12 protein-coding genes and 1 other RNA gene are annotated in these 17849 nt (G+C 72.0%); all 13 read right to left on the bottom strand.

Going from position 1 to position 17849, the window contains the following annotated elements; genetic code table 11:
* Position 1 precedes the first annotated feature (1 nt).
* A complete protein-coding gene (locus ABD978_RS13410) occupies positions 2 to 2284 on the bottom strand; it encodes an acyl-CoA dehydrogenase family protein (RefSeq protein ID WP_345353564.1) in 2283 nt (760 codons plus the stop codon).
* 19 nt (positions 2285 to 2303) lie between these two features.
* Entirely contained in the window at positions 2304 to 4502 is a 2199-nt protein-coding gene (locus tag ABD978_RS13405) for an acyl-CoA dehydrogenase family protein (RefSeq protein ID WP_345353562.1), read from the bottom strand.
* A gap of 110 nt (positions 4503 to 4612) precedes the next feature.
* Positions 4613 to 6385, bottom strand: a complete 1773-nt coding sequence (locus tag ABD978_RS13400) for a hypothetical protein (protein WP_345353560.1) — start codon at positions 6383 to 6385, stop codon at positions 4613 to 4615.
* A 237-nt stretch (positions 6386 to 6622) separates the two neighbouring features.
* Positions 6623 to 7405 carry an EI24 domain-containing protein gene (locus ABD978_RS13395; protein WP_345353558.1) on the bottom strand — a complete coding sequence of 261 codons (783 nt, stop codon included), beginning with the start codon at positions 7403 to 7405 and terminating at the stop codon, positions 6623 to 6625.
* 36 nt (positions 7406 to 7441) lie between these two features.
* A complete protein-coding gene (locus ABD978_RS13390) occupies positions 7442 to 8944 on the bottom strand; it encodes an SDR family oxidoreductase (RefSeq protein ID WP_345353556.1) in 1503 nt (500 codons plus the stop codon).
* On the bottom strand, positions 8941 to 10314 hold the full coding sequence (locus ABD978_RS13385; RefSeq protein WP_345353554.1) for a cryptochrome/photolyase family protein: 1374 nt from the start codon (positions 10312 to 10314) through the stop codon (positions 8941 to 8943). The genes ABD978_RS13390 and ABD978_RS13385 overlap by 4 nt, the downstream gene beginning before the upstream one ends.
* Before the next feature lie 92 nt (positions 10315 to 10406).
* Entirely contained in the window at positions 10407 to 11360 is a 954-nt protein-coding gene (locus tag ABD978_RS13380) for a DUF475 domain-containing protein (protein WP_345353552.1), read from the bottom strand.
* A 390-nt stretch (positions 11361 to 11750) separates the two neighbouring features.
* Positions 11751 to 12125: a transfer-messenger RNA gene (gene ssrA, locus ABD978_RS13375) on the bottom strand.
* 414 nt (positions 12126 to 12539) lie between these two features.
* Positions 12540 to 14414, bottom strand: coding sequence for a penicillin-binding transpeptidase domain-containing protein (locus ABD978_RS13370; RefSeq protein WP_345353550.1), 1875 nt, complete (start codon positions 14412 to 14414; stop codon positions 12540 to 12542).
* Positions 14415 to 14416: 2 nt separating this feature from the next.
* Positions 14417 to 14890, bottom strand: a complete 474-nt coding sequence (gene smpB, locus ABD978_RS13365; protein WP_345353548.1) for an SsrA-binding protein SmpB — start codon at positions 14888 to 14890, stop codon at positions 14417 to 14419.
* A 4-nt stretch (positions 14891 to 14894) separates the two neighbouring features.
* Positions 14895 to 15752, bottom strand: a complete 858-nt coding sequence (locus tag ABD978_RS13360; protein WP_345353546.1) for a S41 family peptidase — start codon at positions 15750 to 15752, stop codon at positions 14895 to 14897.
* 206 nt (positions 15753 to 15958) lie between these two features.
* A complete protein-coding gene (ftsX, locus tag ABD978_RS13355; RefSeq protein ID WP_345353544.1) occupies positions 15959 to 16864 on the bottom strand; it encodes a permease-like cell division protein FtsX in 906 nt (301 codons plus the stop codon).
* Between the two features lie 110 nt (positions 16865 to 16974).
* Complete coding sequence (gene ftsE, locus ABD978_RS13350) at positions 16975 to 17673, bottom strand: cell division ATP-binding protein FtsE (protein ID WP_345353542.1); 699 nt, start codon at positions 17671 to 17673, stop codon at positions 16975 to 16977.
* Between the last annotated feature and the right edge of the window lie 176 nt (positions 17674 to 17849).

The raw sequence follows: 17849 nt of genomic DNA, 5'->3' as shown, positions 1-17849 counted from the left end.
GCTAACGTCCTGGTTCGGGGTCCCGGGGCAGCCCGAGGAGGCGTTCGGCGATCACGTTGAGGTTGACCTCGGTGGTGCCCCCGCCGATGGTCATCGCGCGGGAGGCGAGCAGCAGCCTGGTCCACTCCGCGCGCGGTCCCGCACCGGGCGGGCCGGTCAGCGCGCCCTCGGCGCCCAGCAGCCCGAAGCCGTACTCGGTGACCCGCTGACCGTGTTCCATGCCGACCAGTTTGCTGACGTTCGCGGTGGCGCCGGCGTCCACGCCGGACAGCCGTTTGAGGGTGGCGCGCAGGCCGAGCAGCGCGAACACGTGCGCGTCGGTGACCAGCCCGCCCACGCCGTCGCGGGTGACCGGGTCGTCGGCGAGGCCGAGGTCGCGGACCAGGTCCAGCAGCCGGGGCACGTCCGCGCCGAGCTGCCAGCCGGTCGACAGGTTCACGCGTTCGGCGGTGAGCGTGACCCGCGCGACCTGCCAGCCGGCGTTCACCGGGCCGACGACGAGGGAGTCGGGCACGAAGACCTCGTCGAGGAACACCTCGTTGAAGACCTCCGCGCCGGTGAGGTCCTTCAGCGGCCGGACCTGCACGCCGGGAGAGGTCATGTCGACGAGGAAGTAGGTGATGCCCGCGCGCTTGGGCGCGTCCGGGTCGGTGCGGGCGACGCAGATCCCCCACTGGGCGTACTGGGCGAGCGAGGTCCAGATCTTCTGCCCGGAGATCCGCCATCCGCTCTGTGTCTCACCCCCGTGGCTTCGCCCCGCCACCCCCTCGGTACGTTCGGCGCGGGTGCGCAGGCCGGCCAGGTCGGAGCCGGCGCCCGGCTCGCTGAAGAGCTGGCACCACACGATCTCGCCGCGGAGGGTGGCGGGCAGGAAGCGCTCCTGCTGCTCCGGCGTGCCGTACGCGGCCAGCGACGGAACGACCCACGCGCCGATGGCGAGCTGCGGGCCCTTGATCTTGGCGGCCCGCAGCTCCTGGTGGATGATGACCTGCTCGAGGGGCGAGGCCGCCCGGCCCCACGGCCGGGGCAGGTGCGGCTGCACCCAGCCGCCCGCGGCCAGCTCCGCGATTCGCTCCCGCTCGTCCAGCGCGGCGAGTTCGGCGACCCGCGCCCTGATGTCGCGCCGCAGCGGCTCGGCCTCGGGCGGCAGGTCCAGCTCGCGTTCCCGTGTCGCCCCGGCCAGGGCGAGCGCGGCGATCGACGCCCGCCGGTCCGCCGCGCGGCCCAGCACCGCCCGCAGGGTCAGGGCGCGCCGGTAGTACAGGTGGGCGTCGTGCTCGAAGGTGTAGCCGATGCCGCCGTGCACCTGGATGCAGTCCTCGGCGCAGGCCACGGCCGCGCCCGGGGCGACGACGGCCGCCACGCCGGTGGCGTACGGGACCTGGTCCCCGGCCACGACGGCCTGGGCGGCGTCCCAGACGGCGGCGCGGGCCTTCTCCAGCTCGATCAGCATCCGCGCGCACTTGTGCTTGACGCCCTGGAACTGCCCGATCGGCCGGCCGAACTGCTCACGGGTCCGGGCGTACGACGAGGCGGCCTCGACCGCCCACCCGGCGACCCCGCACGCCTCGGCGCCGAGGATCACCGCCGCGAGGGCCCGCACGTCCTGCGCGGTGAGCCCGGTCAGCACGCGGTCGGCGGGCACGACGGCGTCACGCGCCGCGACGCGCGCCGACCCGAGTACGGCGTCGACGGCGTCCAGTGTCTCGACGTCGCACTCCCGGCGGTGCAGCGCGACCCACTCCTCGGCGCCGTCGCCGACGGCGACCGGGACCACGAGGACGTCGGCCGTCAGGCCGCCGAGGACCGGCCCGGCGTCGCCGTCCACGATCAGGGCGTCGCCGTTCCGCCGCCCGGTCAGCCCGGTCGCCAGGCACACCGCGCCGGTCAGCGCCCCTCCGGCGAGGCCGGGCAGCAGCTCCTGGCGCGCCTTCGGCGCGTCGGCGGCGGCGATCACCGCGCTCGCCAGCACCGTCGGGACGTACGGCCCCGGAACCAGGGCCCGGCCCATCTCCTCGACGGCCACCGCGAGCTCCAGGACGGAGAAGCCCTGCCCGCCGTGCTCCTCCGGGAGGTGCAGGCCGAGCAGGCCCTGCTCGGCGAGCTCCCTCCAGTGGGCGGGCCGCGACGCCCGTACGGCCTGCTCTCCACCCCCGTGGCTACGCCCCGCTGCCCCCTCGTCCGCGACGGCCGTCCGCACCGCCGCACGGGACGCGTGCCGCTCGGTGAACCGGCGCACGCTCGCGGCCAGCTCCTCGTGCTCCTCGGTCAGCCCGATGCCCATCCGGCGCTCCTCCGTGCCGCTACTTGCCGGGCTCCGGGTCGCGCGGCAGGCCGAGCATGCGTTCGCCGATGACGTTGAGCTGCACCTCGGTGGTGCCGCCGTAGATGGTCATCGAGCGGCTGAACAGCATGTACCGGGCCCAGATGCCGGTGGCCTGACCGGGCTCCTCCACGGTGGCCACCGCGCCCTGTGCCTCCCAGATGAAGTCCGCGACCTCCTGGTTGAACTGCACGCCGAGCAGCTTGCGGACGCTCGCCTCGGCGCCCGGCTCGTGGCCCGAGATCTGCTTGAGGGTGAGGCGCAGGCCGAGCAGGTCGATCGCCTGGCCCTCGCAGAGCAGCCGGCCCAGCTCGGTCAGCGTGGCCGGGGACAGGTCCTTGCCTTGGAAAGAGTTCAGGAGCTCCCGCGTTCCCGCGCCGAGGCCCTGCCCGCTGGACAGCTGCACCCGCTCGTTGCTGAGGGTGTTGCGGGCGACCTTCCAGCCCTGGCCGACCTCGCCGACGACCTGGTCGTCGGGCACGAACACGCCGTCGAGGAACACCTCGTTGAACATCGCGTCGCCGGTCAGCTCGCGCAGCGGCCGCACGTCGACGCCCTCGGCCTTCATGTCGACGATGAAGTAGGTGATGCCGTCGTGCTTCTTGGGCTCGACCGAGCTGCGGGCGACGCAGATCGCCCACTTGGCGTGCTGGGCGAGGGACGTCCAGATCTTCTGGCCGGTGAGCCGCCAGCCACCCTCGACCTTTTCGGCCCGCATCTGCAGCGAGGCCAGGTCGGAGCCCGCGCCGGGCTCGCTGAACAGCTGGCACCACACCATCTCGCCGCGCAGCGTCGGCGCGAGCCACCGCTCCTGCTGCTCCGGCGTGCCGTACGTGACGAGCGACGGCACGACCCACGCGCCGATGCCGAGCTGCGGCCCCTTGACCTTGGCGGCACGCAGTTCCTGGAGGATGAGCACCTGCTCCATCGGGGAGGCGGCCTTGCCCCAGGGCTTGGGCAGGTGCGGGAACACCCAGCCCTCGTCGCCCATCTTCGCGAACCGCTCCCGCTCGTCGGTGATCGCGGCGAGCTGCTCGACCTCCGCGCGGATGCGGTTGCGCAGCGGCTCGGTGGCCTCGTCCAGCTCGACCTCGACGGCGCGGCGTACGCCGTCGAGCGCCAGCCGCGCCACCGACCCGGCCCAGTCCTTGCCGGGGCCGAGCAGGACGCGCAGCGTCGAGGCGCGGCGCAGGTAGAGGTGGGCCTCGTGCTCCCAGGTGAAGCCGATGCCGCCGAGCACCTGGATGCAGTCGCGGGCGCAGCGCAGCGCGGCGTCCGGCGCGATGACGGCGGCGACGCCCGCCGCGAAGCCGGACTCCTCGGCGGGGTCGTCGGAGGCGCGGGCGGCGTCCCAGACGGCGGCGCGGGCCTTCTCCAGGTCGATCAGCATCCGCGCGCACTTGTGCTTGACGCCCTGGAACTGCCCGATCGGCCGGCCGAACTGCTCGCGGACCTTGGCGTACTCCGCGGCGGTGGTCACGCACCAGCCGGCGAGACCGACGGCCTCGGCGCCGAGGAGCAGCGCGGCCAGGTCGAGGACCTCCGGGCCCGCGAGGCCGGTCAGGACCCGGTCGGCCGGAACGGCGACGTCCTCGGCGGACACCCGGGCGACGCGGCGGGTCCGGTCCAGGCTCTTCAGCGGCGTGACCGTGAGCCCGGCGGCGTCGACGGCCACCCACTCCTCGCCCTCATCGGTCGCGACCGGCAGCACGATGACGTCGGCGAGCCCCGCGCCCAGGACCGGCTCGACCGTACCGCTGATCGTCAGGCCGTCGTCCGTACGGCGGCCGGTGAGGCCGGTCGCCAGCGACAGCGCGCCGATCAGAGAGCCGTCGGCGAGGCCGGGCAGCAGCGCGGAGTGCGCCTTGCCCGCCTGTTCGGCGCGCAGCAGCGCGGCGCTGGCCAGCACGGTCGGCAGGAACGGCCCGGGCACGACGGCGCGGCCGAGGGACTCCAGGGCGACCGCGAGCTCCAGCAGCCCGGCACCCTGCCCGCCGTGCTCCTCGGGCACGTGCAGGCCGAGGAGGCCCTGCTCGGCGAGCCCGGCCCAGAAGGCCGGACGGACCTCTTCATCAGCGTCGAGCGTCGCGCGTACGACGTCCACGGACGCGTACCGCTCCGCCCAGCCGCGCACCGCGTCGGCGAGCGCCTCGTGCTCCTCGGTCAGCCCGATCGCCATGTCCCCACCTCATCCCGCAACGTCCCGTCGCGGCCTACCTTAGATGGCCACCGACACGGATTGGAATGGGATTCGGTATGTGACACGGCTCTCGGGGGCCGAGGACCGGATCAGGCCACCTTGATCGAGCGCATGACGTAGTTGACGTCCGGCCAGAGCTTCTTGTCGGTGTTCGGCACCGTCATCAGCAGCACGCCGGGGGCCTTCTTGCCCGTGTCGACCACCGCGACCGTGAAGAGCTCCCCGGTGGTCTTCACGCCGTGCTGGCGGTAGGTCAGGTAGTAGCCGACCAGCCACCCCTTGTGTCCGCCGATGTTCAGCGACTGCGAGGCCAGCACCTTCTTGTGGTGCGTGTAGCCGTACAGCTTCGCCTCGTAGGCGTCGGCGACCTTCGTCGCGGCGGCGTGCTCGGTGCCCGGCCCGCCGTAGGCGGCCTTGTTCGCGCCGCCCAGTTCGGCGCTCAGCAGCCGACCCCAGCGCTTGGGCTCGCTCACCGCGAACTGGCCGGCGCTGAACCCGAGCTCGGCCATGGCGCTCTTCTGGGTCTGCATCTGCCACGGCTTGCCGAGCTTCGGGTAGGTCAGGCCGGCCCGCAGGTCGGAGATGTGCCCCACCGGTCGGGTGTGGGCGCCCTTGAACTGCGTGAGCGGCTTCTCCGGCTGGTCGTCCGCCGGCTGACCGGCCTTCTTCGACGTGGACGCCTTCGGCTTATGGCTCGGGCTCGGGCTCGAGCTCGCGGTGTGGTCCGACTTCTTGCCGGCGGTCAGGAAGTACGCTCCGCCCGCCGCGACCAGGCCGACGACGAGCACGCCCACCACGGCCAGCAGCGGCCGTTTGGACCGGCCCTTCTCCTCGAAGCCGTCGTAGCCGTCATAGCCGCCGGTCGGCGGAGCCGTCGGTCCCCCGGCGGCGCCGTCGCCGTTCTGCTCCCGCATCCAGTCCGGCAGCCGCAGGTTGCCGCTGCTCGGCTTGCCGGGCTGGGGCGGCGGGCCGGACGGGCCGATCGGCCTGTCCCACATCGCCGGGTCGTCGCCGTGCGAGAAGAAGTCGTTCTCCGCGGCCTGGTCCTCGGCCGACACCGGACCGCCCGCCGGGGACGGCGGGACTCCGGGCGCGCCCTGGAACGCCTCGGGACCGGGGAAAGGCCGGGACGGGGCGACGTCGTCGTACGGCTGCGGGCCGGCGGCCGGCGGTCCGGCCGGCGTCGCCGGGCCCGCCACGCCGTCGCCGGGGCCGAGCAGCGACTCGAACGAATAGGGCTCGGACGCCGGGCCCGGACCCGCGCCGTCGGCCGCAGGGCCGGTGTCGACGCCGGCCGCGCGCGTCGGATGAGCGGGGGCGAACCCGAACGACGGGTCCGCCACCTCGTACCCGTACGTGGCGTCCCGCGCGTCGTACGGGGCGACCTGCGGAGTCTCGGCCCCGAAGGGCGGCGTGGATCCGGTGGGCTCGGTCTCGGGCCGGACGGGCTCGTTCGGGCCGGAGGAGTTCTCCACCGTCCGGTGGCCGAACGACGGCGTCTCCTCCTCCGGCACGGACGGGAACGCCGTCGTCGGCTGGAAGGAGAGCTCCGGCTCGGCCGGCGGCTCGGCGCCGAACGAACCACCGCGCTCGGCCGGCGGCTCGGCACCGAAGGAACCACCGGCGGAGAAGGAGCCGGTCGGCTCGGCGGACGGGCCGGCGCCGAACTCGGCGGGCGCGCCGAAGCCACCGGACGCGCCGGACTCACCGGAGCCGTCGGGTGCGGGCGTCCCGGGGTCGGCGGGCTCGAACGGCGCGCGCTCCCGGCGCGCCGCCTGCGGAGCCTGCTCGGACGCCGAGACCGTGGGGAACCCGCCCGTCGGCGCGTCGTCGTCCGCCCAGGAGCCGGGCTGGCCGCTCACCGGCGGGAACGCCGACGCCGCGGAGTCTCGTCCGCTGACCTCGGGAAGCGGCCCCGTCGGCTCATCCTGTTCGGAATACGGGCCGCTATGGCTGTTCGCCGGACGCCACTGCCCGGGGCTTCCCTGATCAGACATGCCGCACAGGTTACGTGAAGATCAACAATTCTCGCGTCGAACACTAATTACGGCCAGGCCACAGCTTGTTAGCCGCGGCATGGCGTCACCGTGACGTCCGTCTCACGCCTGAGTGTCCGCGAGAGCACCATGATCGGGCGGAATTCCCGGCCTGGCAAGCCTTTCACGCGCCAGCAGCGTACCGCCGGCCACCGCACCGGGCATGGCCAACACGGAACCGACCGGAATGAGGAAGGTCACGAACACCGCCACGCCGAATCCCAGGGACAGCCCCCGGTCGCGGCGCAGGAGCGCGAAGCGTTCGCGCCGCCGCACCCCGCGGCGCTCCAGCGCGATCGACGTCAGCTCGAACGTGAGGAAGTAGCCCGACACGCACGCCGCGATGACGGGGACGACCGTCTGGCCGACGACCGGCAGGAGGCCCAGGACGAAGAACAGCACGGCGAAGAGCGCGGTCACCGTCCCGACGACGACCCCGTCCGCGATGGCGCGCGCGAGCTGCCGCAGCAGCGGAACCCGGGCCTCCGGAGGCAGCCCGCCCGCGCTCTCCTCCACCCGCCCTGACAGGCTCTCGTAGAAGGGATCGCCGACGATCAGGGTCACGGCGGTGAACGTGACGATCGCGATCATGATCGCGGCGCCGAAGACGAGGACGGCAATCAGCCCGCGCGTGGCGCCCCGCGCGGCCTTCGACCAGTGATCGGCGAACGGGCTCATCGCCTTCGCCAGATCCCAGTCGTAGTGGGCCAGGACCACGAGAGCGGCGACGTAGACGGCGAGGACGATCAGCGCCGGAATCAGGCCGAACAGCCATTGTTTCGGGCGCCGCGCGACCCATGCCATGCCTCGCAGGAAATACCGGACTCCGGTCGCCAAATCTCGCACGCGCCCACATTAGAGCCCGAACACCGTCTGACACCCTCACCGCGCGTACGTGGCGGGCCTCGGCGCGCGCGTCGCCGCGCGTTCGGCCGCGCGCCGGACACCCCGCAGCATCCCGCCGAAGACGATCTCGTGGCACGGCCGGATCGCCCACCAGTAGAGATGGCCGAACAGACCGTGCGGACGGAACACCGCGCGCTGCCGGTACCAGGTCCGCCCGCCCCGCTCCTCGACGCCCAGCTCCAGCCAGGCGAGGCCCGGCAGCCTCATCTCGGCCCGCAGACGGAGCGACACGCCGGGGATCAGCTTCTCGACCCGCCAGAAGTCCACCGTGTCACCGACGCGCAGCCGGCGCGGGTCGCGCCGCCCCCGACGGCTCCCGACGCCGCCGACCAGCCGGTCGATGCCGCCTCGGACCGCCCAGGCCGTACGCCAGGAGTACCAGCCGGCGTCCCCGCCGATGCCCTCGATGACCCGCCACAGCACGTCCGGAGGCGCCGCGACCGGCGACTCGCGGACGTCGGTGTACCGGGTGCCGCCCGCCCACGCGGGGTCGGCCGCCGACGGGTCGCTGGGCGACGCGGCGGCCGAGTCCGGAGTCGTGGCCTCGGCCTCGTGGGCGCGCCGGAGCGCCAGGCGCATCGCGTCGTCGAAGCCGGTCGGCCCGCCCGGCGGGTCGGGCACGAACCGCCGGATGTCGCGCTCCCGGCAGACGACCTCGTTGGACTGGGACTCCACCAGGGGCCGGGCCAGGCCGCCGGGCACCGGGGTGACCAGGCCGACCCACAGGCTCGACAGGTGCGCGGTGAGGATGGGGACCCGCACGACGACGCGGCGCGGCAGCCCGGCCAGCGCCGCGTACCGGCGCATCATCTCCTCGTACGTCAGCACGTCGGGGCCGCCGATGTCGAAGGTCCGGTTCACCGACGGCGGCAGCGCCGCGCATCCGACGAGGTACCACAGCACGTCGCGCACGGCGATGGGCTGCGTGCGCGTGCGCACCCACCGGGGGGTCACCATCACCGGCAGCCGCTCGGTGAGGTATCGCATCATCTCGAAGGAGGCCGAGCCGGAGCCGAGCACGACCCCCGCGCGCAGCGCGGCCGTCGGCACGCCGGACGCCAGGAGGATCGCGCCGACCTCCGCCCGGGACCGCAGGTGCTCCGAGAGACCGCCGTCACCGGCCGGGACGAGCCCGCCCAGGTAGACGATCCGGCCGACGCCCGCCTCCAGGGCCGCCGTCCCGAACGTCCGCGCCGCCCGCCGGTCCCGCTCCGCGAAGCCCGGACCCGATCCGAGCGCGTGCACCAGGTAGTACGCGACCGCGACCCCCTCGAGGGCCGTCCGGACCGCCGCCGCGTCCAGGACGTCCGCGCGGGCGACCTCCACCCGCCCGAACCACGGCCGGGCGCGCAGCCGCTCGGGAGAGCGCGCCAGGCACCGCACCCGGTACCCGGCGCCGAGCAGTTCGGGCACCAGCCGGCCGCCGATGTACCCGGTCGCCCCGGTCACCAGGCACAGTCCCCGGTCCTCGCCGCTCACCGCTCACCCCCGGACCGCGCCCGGTGGAACCGCTCGCGTCCCTCGTCGAGATCGATCACGGGATCCGGGTAGTCCAGTCGCCGGCGCACCTCCGCGGGCAGGAGCCACGGGCGGTGCACGGCGGCTCCCTCGATCTCGGCGAGCTCCGGCACCCACCGGCGCACATAGTCGCCGCGCCGGTCGAACCGCCGCGCCTGCACGAGAGGGTCGATCACCTGGTTCGGCCGGGTGCTGGCGCCGGTCCCGGCCACCCACTGCCAGTTGAGCTGGTTGTTCGCCACGTCCCCGTCGACCAGCAGGTCGAGGAAGTGCCGCGCGCCCACCCGCCAGTCGACGTACATGATCTTGGCCAGGAAGCTCGCCGTGATCAGCCGCCCGCGATTGTGCATCCAGCCCTGCTCCGCCAGCTGCCGCATCGCCGCGTCGACCAGCGGATATCCGGTGCGCCCCCGCCGCCAGGCCGCGACCGCCGCCTCCTCGGTCCGCCAGCGATCGCCCCGGGGCCGGTAGTCCTCGTGCGCCACCTCCGGATGGTCCGCGAGCAACTGCCGGTTGAAGTCCCGCCAGGCCACCTGCCGTACGAACGCCGTGGCGCCGGGACCGCCCACCGCGGTGGCCCGGCGCACCAGTTCGACGGCCGACAGGCACCCGAAGTGCAGGTACGGCGACAGCCGGGACGTGGCGTCCCCGGCGAGGTCGTCGTGCCGGTCGGCGTACCGCGTGACCGGCCCGTCCAGCCAGGCGGCCGCCCGCCGCCGCCCCTCGTCCTCCCCGCCGCGCGGCAGTACGGGCGAGGGAGCGCCGTCGGCCAGGTCGGCGCCCGACGGCAGGCGCTCGGACCGTACGGCCGGGACCGGCACCTTGTCCGGATCGGCCAGCGGCTCCCGTACCGGGACGTCGCTCCACTTCCGGAAGTAGGGAGTGAAGACCGCGAAGTGCCCACGGGACGCCGGAGTGATCGCGCCCGGCGGGACGACGACGGTGACGGAGTCGTGGACGCACAGCCTCCGGCGCGAGGATTCCAGCACGCGCCCGAGTCGCGCCTCGCGCCGCTGCGCGTACGCGCTGACGTCCCGCGCCAGATGCACCGAACCCGCCCCGGTCTCCTCGGCCACCCGCGCGACCTCGGCCACGACGTCGCCCCGGCGCACCACGAGACGACCGCCCCGCCGGCGCAACGCGCCGTCCAGATCGGCCAGGCAGTCGGCGAGGAAGGCCGCCCGGTTGGGAACCACGAACCCGGCGTCCCGCACCCCGTCGTCGACGACGAACAGCGGCACCACCTGATCCGCCGCATCCAACGCCGCGCGCAGGACCGGATTGTCGTGAACCCGCAGGTCGGCCGTGAAGAGACAGATCGCAACGGACATATCACTGATGGACATTCCCCACCCGGCGCCATCCCAACGCGTGCCGAGCGGCGAGGCGGGCGCCCCCGGCATGCGCCGGGGGCGCCCTGCGGTCAGATCACCGCGGGTTGGCGGCGTCGGCTGAGGACCGAGTGCCCCCAGCCCACCACCAACGGCATGAGACACACCACCTCGGCCACAGAGCCCACGGCCGGAAGCCACAGCTCGATGACCCAGGAGGCGGCGAGGAGCCCGAGACTCCAGTGCGCCGCGGAGGCCAGGTACGGCAGCTCGTCCAGCTTCTGGACGAGGCTGACGGTCAGGATCCGCATCACCAGGACGCCGGCGAGCACGCCGAGAACGATGTCGACGAGGTGACTGGAGGCCGAGTACGTCCCGACCCACATGTCGATCGACAGCGCGGCCTCGAACAGCTCGACTCGCACGAACCCCTTCCCTCCCCCGGCCCCAGGCTTCTGCCCGAGGTCCTCACTCCTGCGCTCACTGAACTTGATCGCCCCGAAGGCCGCCATGCCCAGCACGCCGAGGAGCAGGAACGTCCAGGAGAACCAGAAGGACCCGATCGCGAGCAGGGCCAGGACCCCACCGATCGTCCCGATCTTGTACCACCGAGCGAACCGCTCGATGTGCTTCTCGATCCCCAGCCACACGCGGTTCTCCTTGTCGGCGAAGAACCACATCACGGCCAGGGCGATGAAGCCCACCCCCAATGCGACGATCTGGGGGTGGACGCCCTCCAGCAGGAGGGAGTAGCGCTCGGGCTGGCCGATCAGCTGATAGACGCCCCACGGGTTTCGCCCCGCGCACAAGGCGACGATCAGCGGCGGGATCGTCACCAGTTCGATCAACTGGATGACGATGCCCGCGGTGAGGTAGACCCTCATCCACCATCCGAGGCTCTGCACCTTCTTCGCGATGACGACGAGGTTGTCGACGCCCGCGAGGAAGACGACCAGGGCCACGTCGAACGGGCCCATGCCACGGAAGCAGACGAAGCTGACGAGTAACCCCACCGGCACGGCCAGGGCGGCCAATTTTCGAGGCACGAAAGGCCCCTCTCTGCTCTGTACGAGGTCCTTACGGACCGCGAGCCGCTTTTGTGCTCGCGCAGAAGACCGTGCGCGCAGAAGACCCGCGGGCAAGTCCGCGGAGGTGAGGAACTCTCGGCGACCGCACGGCCGCCCGACCCCGAAAACCAGAAAAGCCGCCGACCCGACCAGGTCAACGGCTGAACTCTCCCGCCCGGAGGCCGACAGGTGACGGCCGCCGGCAGGGGCGGGGGAAGGCCCCAAGCGAACGACGAACGGCCACCCCCAGGGGGCGTGGGGGGCGAAGCCCCCCACCTCGGGGGCCCGGGGGTCGTCCCCCGGAAGAAATGACGAAGGGCCGGCGGGGAAGGAAGCCGCCAGGCTTCCGACCACACCGACCCCAGGTCCGAGTGGAGGTGGCGGGAATCGAACCCGCGTCCTTCAGTACCAAGACAGGGCTTCTCCGGGCGCAGCCTGCTAGTCGTTTTCTCAGCCCCGGCGCTCACGCAGGCGTGTCGCCGACGGGCTCAGCCACTGTTAGGCTTCCCTGTCACTCCCGTGGCCGGGGCGGCAGGTTGAGTCTCCTAGCGATGCCAGGTCCTGGGCCGGAGACAGTCCCAGGCTGACAAGTTCGCTACCTAGCCTCAGGCGGCGAGGGCGAACTGAGTGCGCTTAGAGTTGGCACTTGTTGTTTTGCGGTCACAGGATTTACGAGGTCACAACCGCAACCCTCGGCCCGCTTCCCCGTGTCTCGACATACCGAAGTCGAAACCGGTCACCCCCTCTTGAGTTGTCAACCGGGCACCGAAGCACCCGTCGCGTCGACCGTACATCTTCAACGCCGGGGATGCCAACGTGATTCCCGCCGACGGACTTCTGGCGGGCGGTGGAGGTTCGACCGGCCCATGACAGGGGCCGGAAAGACGAGAACCCCCGTGGGTGTGAACTAGGCACACCCACGGGGGTGACCGGCAGGGTCGGGCCGGTCCGGACGACAGAGCCTCCCCCGAGACGAGGCTCTGGTCTCATCACGGCGACTGAGTCCGCAACCCCCCAAGCGGTGTCTCAGTCACTTGTTAAGACGCCCGGTCACGCGCGGATGGTTGCGGCCCGAGAGTCAAGAAATGACAAAGCCGTCACGCCGGTCACAACGCCCGCCCGCGCACCTCACGTCGATGCCGCGTCCTGGGCCACGGGTCAGCGCTTCGCCTTCAGGAACGTGGCGGCCAGGCTCGCCGCCGAGACCTTGCCCTCGACGGCGATCGCGAGGGCCACGTCCTGCCGGTACCCGACGAACCAGGAGACGACCTTGCCGTTGCCGTACGGCACCGTCGCGGTGACACCGGCCACCGGCCTGCCGGAGACCTTCGCCTGCTGGGCGGCTCCGCTCCTGACGGACGTGCTCATGAGGCTCTGCAGCGTCGTGACCCCGTCGGTCGCGCCCAGCGGCTGGGCCTGCATCCGCGGCGGGGAGTCCTGTAGGAGCTGCGGCGGCCGCCAGGTACCGACCGCGACCGCGCCGGCGACCAGCGCCATCGAGAGCGGGCTGACCTCGATCTTGCCCTGCCCGACCATCTCGGCGGCGCGCTCGGCGGTGCTGGAGGGCGTCGGCACCGAGCCGGAGAACGACGGCACCGGCAGGCTCCACGGCGTGCCGAGCCCGAAGCGCGCCGCGCTGGTGCGCAGGTCCTGCGGGGCGATGTCGCGGTACAGCGCGGCGAACGCCGTCGTGCAGCTCACCGCGAAGTTGGCGTTGAAGGTCCGGCCCACCCTGCCGTTGTAGGTGAAGCTCTGCCCGCCGATGGTCTGCGTACCCCGCTTGCACGGCGGCGAGTCGATCTTCTGGCCGTTCTGCAGGAGCGCCCGGGTCGTCACGATGCTGAACGTCATTCCCGGCGGGTAGTGGCCGTTCAGGGCGGCGCTGCTCGGCTGCGAAGGCTCACCGGACTGGCCGGCGTCGCTCTTGTGCTGCGCGGCGATGTTGTCCGCCGCCGCGAGGATCTTGCCCGTGGCCGGATCGATCGCGGCGAGGGACGCCGGGTAGGAGACCTTCCCGAGGGTGTTCTCGGCGGCGTCCTGCGTCCTGCGGTCGATCGTCGTGGCGACCGGCTGGCTCTGGTTACCGCGGACCTCGTACAGGGGGGGCTTCAGGTTGGAGCCCGAGGGGTCCTGCGCCACGACCTGGACGGTGGGGGTGCCGGCGAGCCTCCGCTGTTCCAGTACCTGGAGCCCGGAGACGCCGACCGTGTCACCGGGCTGGTACGGCGCGCCGACCTGCTGAAGGCGTTCGGCGGTGGCGGGTCCCAGCTTTCCGACGATCTCGTCGGCGACCGCGGGCGCGACGTATGCCGGCTTGGTCTTCGCCTCCACGCCGGGCACCTGCCGGAGCTGCGCCGCGTCGCCGGCCTGGGCGGGGATCTGGAGGGTGACGAGCGGCAGGAACTTCTGCGGCGGCGCGGACCGCACGTGGGCGATCACGCGGTCCTTGTCCAGGTGGGTGATCTTCGACAACTGGCCGAGCGTCTGATCGGCGTTCGCGAGCCTGCCGGGCGTCACGCCGAAGACCTCGACCTCGACCTTCTTGAGCAGCGTCTTGGCCCTGTTGTCGACGATGGGCTGACGCGTCGGCGTCGTGGTGACGATCGCGAGCCGCTGACCCTGGCCGAGCTGCGGGTGGATGATCGACGGGCTCCAGGTGACCTTCCACTTGCCGTTCGTCCGGTGCAGCCGCATCGAGCTGCCGTAACTCCACGGCTGGCCGCCGTCGCCCAGGTCGATGCTGACCGAGAACTGGGCGGTCGCGTCCTCGCCGTTCTGCCGCACGCGGCCGAGCGCGAGGCGCAGCGACGCCAGGTCGAGCTGGGACGGTACGGCGCCGAGGACCGCCGCGACCTTGGTCCGGTCGCCGTCGGTCTGCTTCGCGGCGGTGCCGTAGTTGCCGTTCTGCCAGGCCACCAGGAAGTCGCGGATCGTCGGCAGCGGCGAGGGCTCGGCGAAGCAGCCCGCGCTCGCGGTCGTGACCAGCAGGGCCGCGGCCAGTCCGGCCGCCGACCGGAGCCGTCGGATACCCACCCTCAGCGCCTCCGCAGCCGTGCGGCGCGAGCCCGCTCCATCTCCCGGGCGGCGTCCCGCTTGGCGATGTCCTGCCGCTTGTCGTACTCGCGCTTGCCGCGCGCGACCGCGATCTCCACCTTGGCCTTGCCGTCCTTGAAATAGAGGGCGAGCGGGACCAGCGTACGGCCGGGCTCGTTGGTCTTAGCGATCAGCTTGCCGATCTCTCGGCGGTGCAGCAGCAGCTTCCGGGGACGACGCGCCGCGTGGTTGGTCCACGTCCCCATCGTGTATTCGGGAATGTGCACTCCCTCGAGCCAGACCTCTCCGTCGCGGATCAGAGCGTACCCGTCCGTGAGGTTGGCCCGTCCGGCGCGCAGCGACTTCACCTCGGTGCCCATCAGCACGAGGCCCGCCTCGTAGGTGTCCTCTATGTGGTAATCGTGACGCGCACGCTTGTTCTGCGCGATCAGTTTGCGTCCCTCTTCGCGTGGCAATGACTCAGCCTCGGTCCTTCTTCGGCAGGGTTGCCGAGAGCCCGCGCACGACCGTGAGCGCGCGTCGCTCGGCCTCCCGGGGTGGGCGGTTCGCGTTCACCGCGACGTCGGGGTCGATCCCGGACCCATCGAGGTTACGGCCACTCGGAGTCCGATATCGACCGACGGTGACTTCGATCGCGGATCCGTCGGCCAGCCGCAACGGCTCCTGCACCGACCCCTTTCCGAAGGTACGCGATCCGACGATCACTGCGCGATCTCGATCACCCAATGAGCCCGCGACGATCTCGGCCGCGCTGGCCGTGCCGCCGTCGACCAGGACGACGAGCGGGACCGCGGTGTCACCGCCCGGATCCGCCATGAGCCGCTCCGGCGGGGTCCCGGCGCGTTCGAACGTCGCCACGAGGCCGCCCGGCAGGAACACCGACGCGGTGTCGACCGCCTCGTCCAGCAGACCGCCGGGGTTCGCCCGCAGGTCGAGCAGCACGCCGCCGGGGCGCCGGGGCCGGCCGGTCACCGCCGCGCGCACCTCACGTCCGACTCCCCGCGTGAACGCCGCGATCCGGATCACCACCACACCGTCGGCGGTGAGGGACGCGCTCACGTCGTGAGAGGCCATGGCCGTCCGCACGAGCGCGAACCGCAGGGGCACGCCGTCGCGGCGCACCGCGAGGCCCACGCCGGTGGCGGGCCGGCCGCGCAGCGCGGCGGCCACGGTGGCGACCGTCAGGTCGCGGGTGGCGATGCCGTCGACCGCCGAGACGGCGCAGCACCCGCTCGACCACGGCGCGTTCCCGCTCCGGGTCCGAGGCCGGATCCGATCCCGCCCGCGCGGGATCGGCCACCGCCGGCTCGACCGCACGCGCGGCCGGCCGGGAACCCCGCCGGAGCGGGTCCCGCCGTGCCGACGCGTGAATGCCCGTCCCGCCCGACCCGGCGCCCAGGACGTACGCGCACGCGAGAGCGGCAGTGGCGGCCGCCCCACGGAGCACACGACCGGTCAGCCGGGTCATGCGAGGATTCTACGAGCGGACTGATCACCGGACCGGCATATCGCCGGGAGCAGCGTCAGATCTTGAGGTAGCGGCGCAGGGTGAGGAACGACGCCAAGGCGCAGAGCAGGATGCCGAAGCACATCGAGGCGACGATGACCCCTGTCACGTCGACCCAGCCCAGCGGCGTCGCGAACTGCAGGTTCTTCTGCAGCCTGCCGAGCAGGAAGACCTTCGAGAAGCTCAACAGGATGGCGGCGAACACGCCACCGACAAGACCCGCGATCGCGCCCTCGAGGACGAACGGCAGTTGGATGTAGATGTTCGAGGCGCCGACCAGCCGCATGATGCCGGTCTCCCGCCGCCGGTTGAACGCCGACAGCCGGATCGTGTTGGCCACCAGGAGCACGGCCGCGATGAGCTGGATCGCGGCGATGGTCAGCGCCGCCCACTGCAGACCACCGAGGATCTTGAAGAACTTCTCCAGGATGGCGCGCTCGTTGACGACCTGGTCGACCCCTGGCCGACTGTTCATCTGGGCGACCACCGCGGCGAAGTTCTTCGGATCCTTGAGCTTCACCCGGAAGGAGTCGGGGATGTCACCGGGCTGGATCGAGCCGGCGATGCCCGGGCTGTCCTTGAACTGCTGCTTGGCGCGCTCGTACGCCTCCTGCGCCGTCTCCTGGGTGACCTTCGCCACCTGCGGCATGCTCTCGAGCTGCTTCTTGATCTCGGCCTTCTGACCGGGCGACGGCTCGCTCTTGTGGCAGTTCGTGTTGGCGCTGAGCCTGTTGCACAGGTAGATCGAGACCTCGACCTTGTCCGACCAGTAGTTGTTGGACTTGTCGACCTGCATCTTCAGCAGCACACCGGTGCCGAACAGCGCCATCGCGATCGCGACGGTGACGACGAGCGCGATGGTCATCGTGAGGTTCCTACGGAGACCGATCCAGATCTCCTGAAAAACGAACTGTACCCGCATGCCTCGCTGTCCTTGGTCGTCCGGGTGTTGGTCGTGTCGGCGCGGCGGCGCGGTCTATCGAACGCCGCCGTACGCCTGGCCGGGTCTGCTACGCCTGGCCGACGGTCGGCTCAGACGCCGCCGTACGCCTGGCCGTAGACGCCGCGCGACTGGTCGCGCACGACGCGGCCGTCCTCCAGCTCGACCACTCGCTTGCGGAACGCGTCGACGATCGCCGCGTCGTGCGTCGCCATCACGACGGTCGTGCCGGTCCGGTTGATCCGGTCGAGCACCTTCATGATGCCGATGCTGGTCGCCGGGTCGATGTTCCCTGTCGGCTCGTCGGCCAGCAGGATCATCGGCCGGTTGACGAACGCCCGTGCGATCGCGACGCGCTGCTGCTCGCCGCCGGACAGCTCGTCGGGCATCCGGTGGGCCTTGCCCTCGAGGCCGACCAGGTCGATGACCTCGGGGACCACCTTACGGATGAAGCGTCGCGGCTTGCCGATGACCTCGAGGGCGAACGCGACGTTCTCGTAGACGTTCTTGTTGGGTAGGAGCCGGAAGTCCTGGAACACGCAGCCGATGCGGCGGCGCAGGTGCGGGACCTTCCAGTTGCTCAGGCGGCTCAGATCCTTGCCTGCGACCTGGATACCGCCCTGGGTCGGCCGCTCCTCCTTGAGGATCAGGCGCAGGAAGGTCGACTTGCCGGACCCGGAAGGCCCGACGAGAAAGACGAACTCGCCCTTCTCCACGGCCACGTTGACACCCTGCAGGGCCGGTCGACTCTGGTGCGAATAGACCTTGGTGACGTTATCGAAGTGGATCACGGCTGCATCACGACGTGCCAGTCTAGGGGCTGGGGGACGGCGACGACTGTCTTTTCGTCGACAGACGCCCTGCCGCGGCTTCCCGGCTTGGCGGGCCGATTGGCCAAGCAGCAGTCTAGAGGGGAGACTGGCATGGATCGTCCAACTTGGGTACACCGAGGAAAAGCAACCGGGCA

Origin of the sequence: Actinoallomurus liliacearum (genome assembly GCF_039542035.1) — a bacterium.
GTDB lineage: Bacteria > Actinomycetota > Actinomycetes > Streptosporangiales > Streptosporangiaceae > Actinoallomurus > Actinoallomurus liliacearum.
Note: the sequence above shows the minus strand (reverse complement) of the source record. Positions and strands in the feature narration are given on the sequence as shown.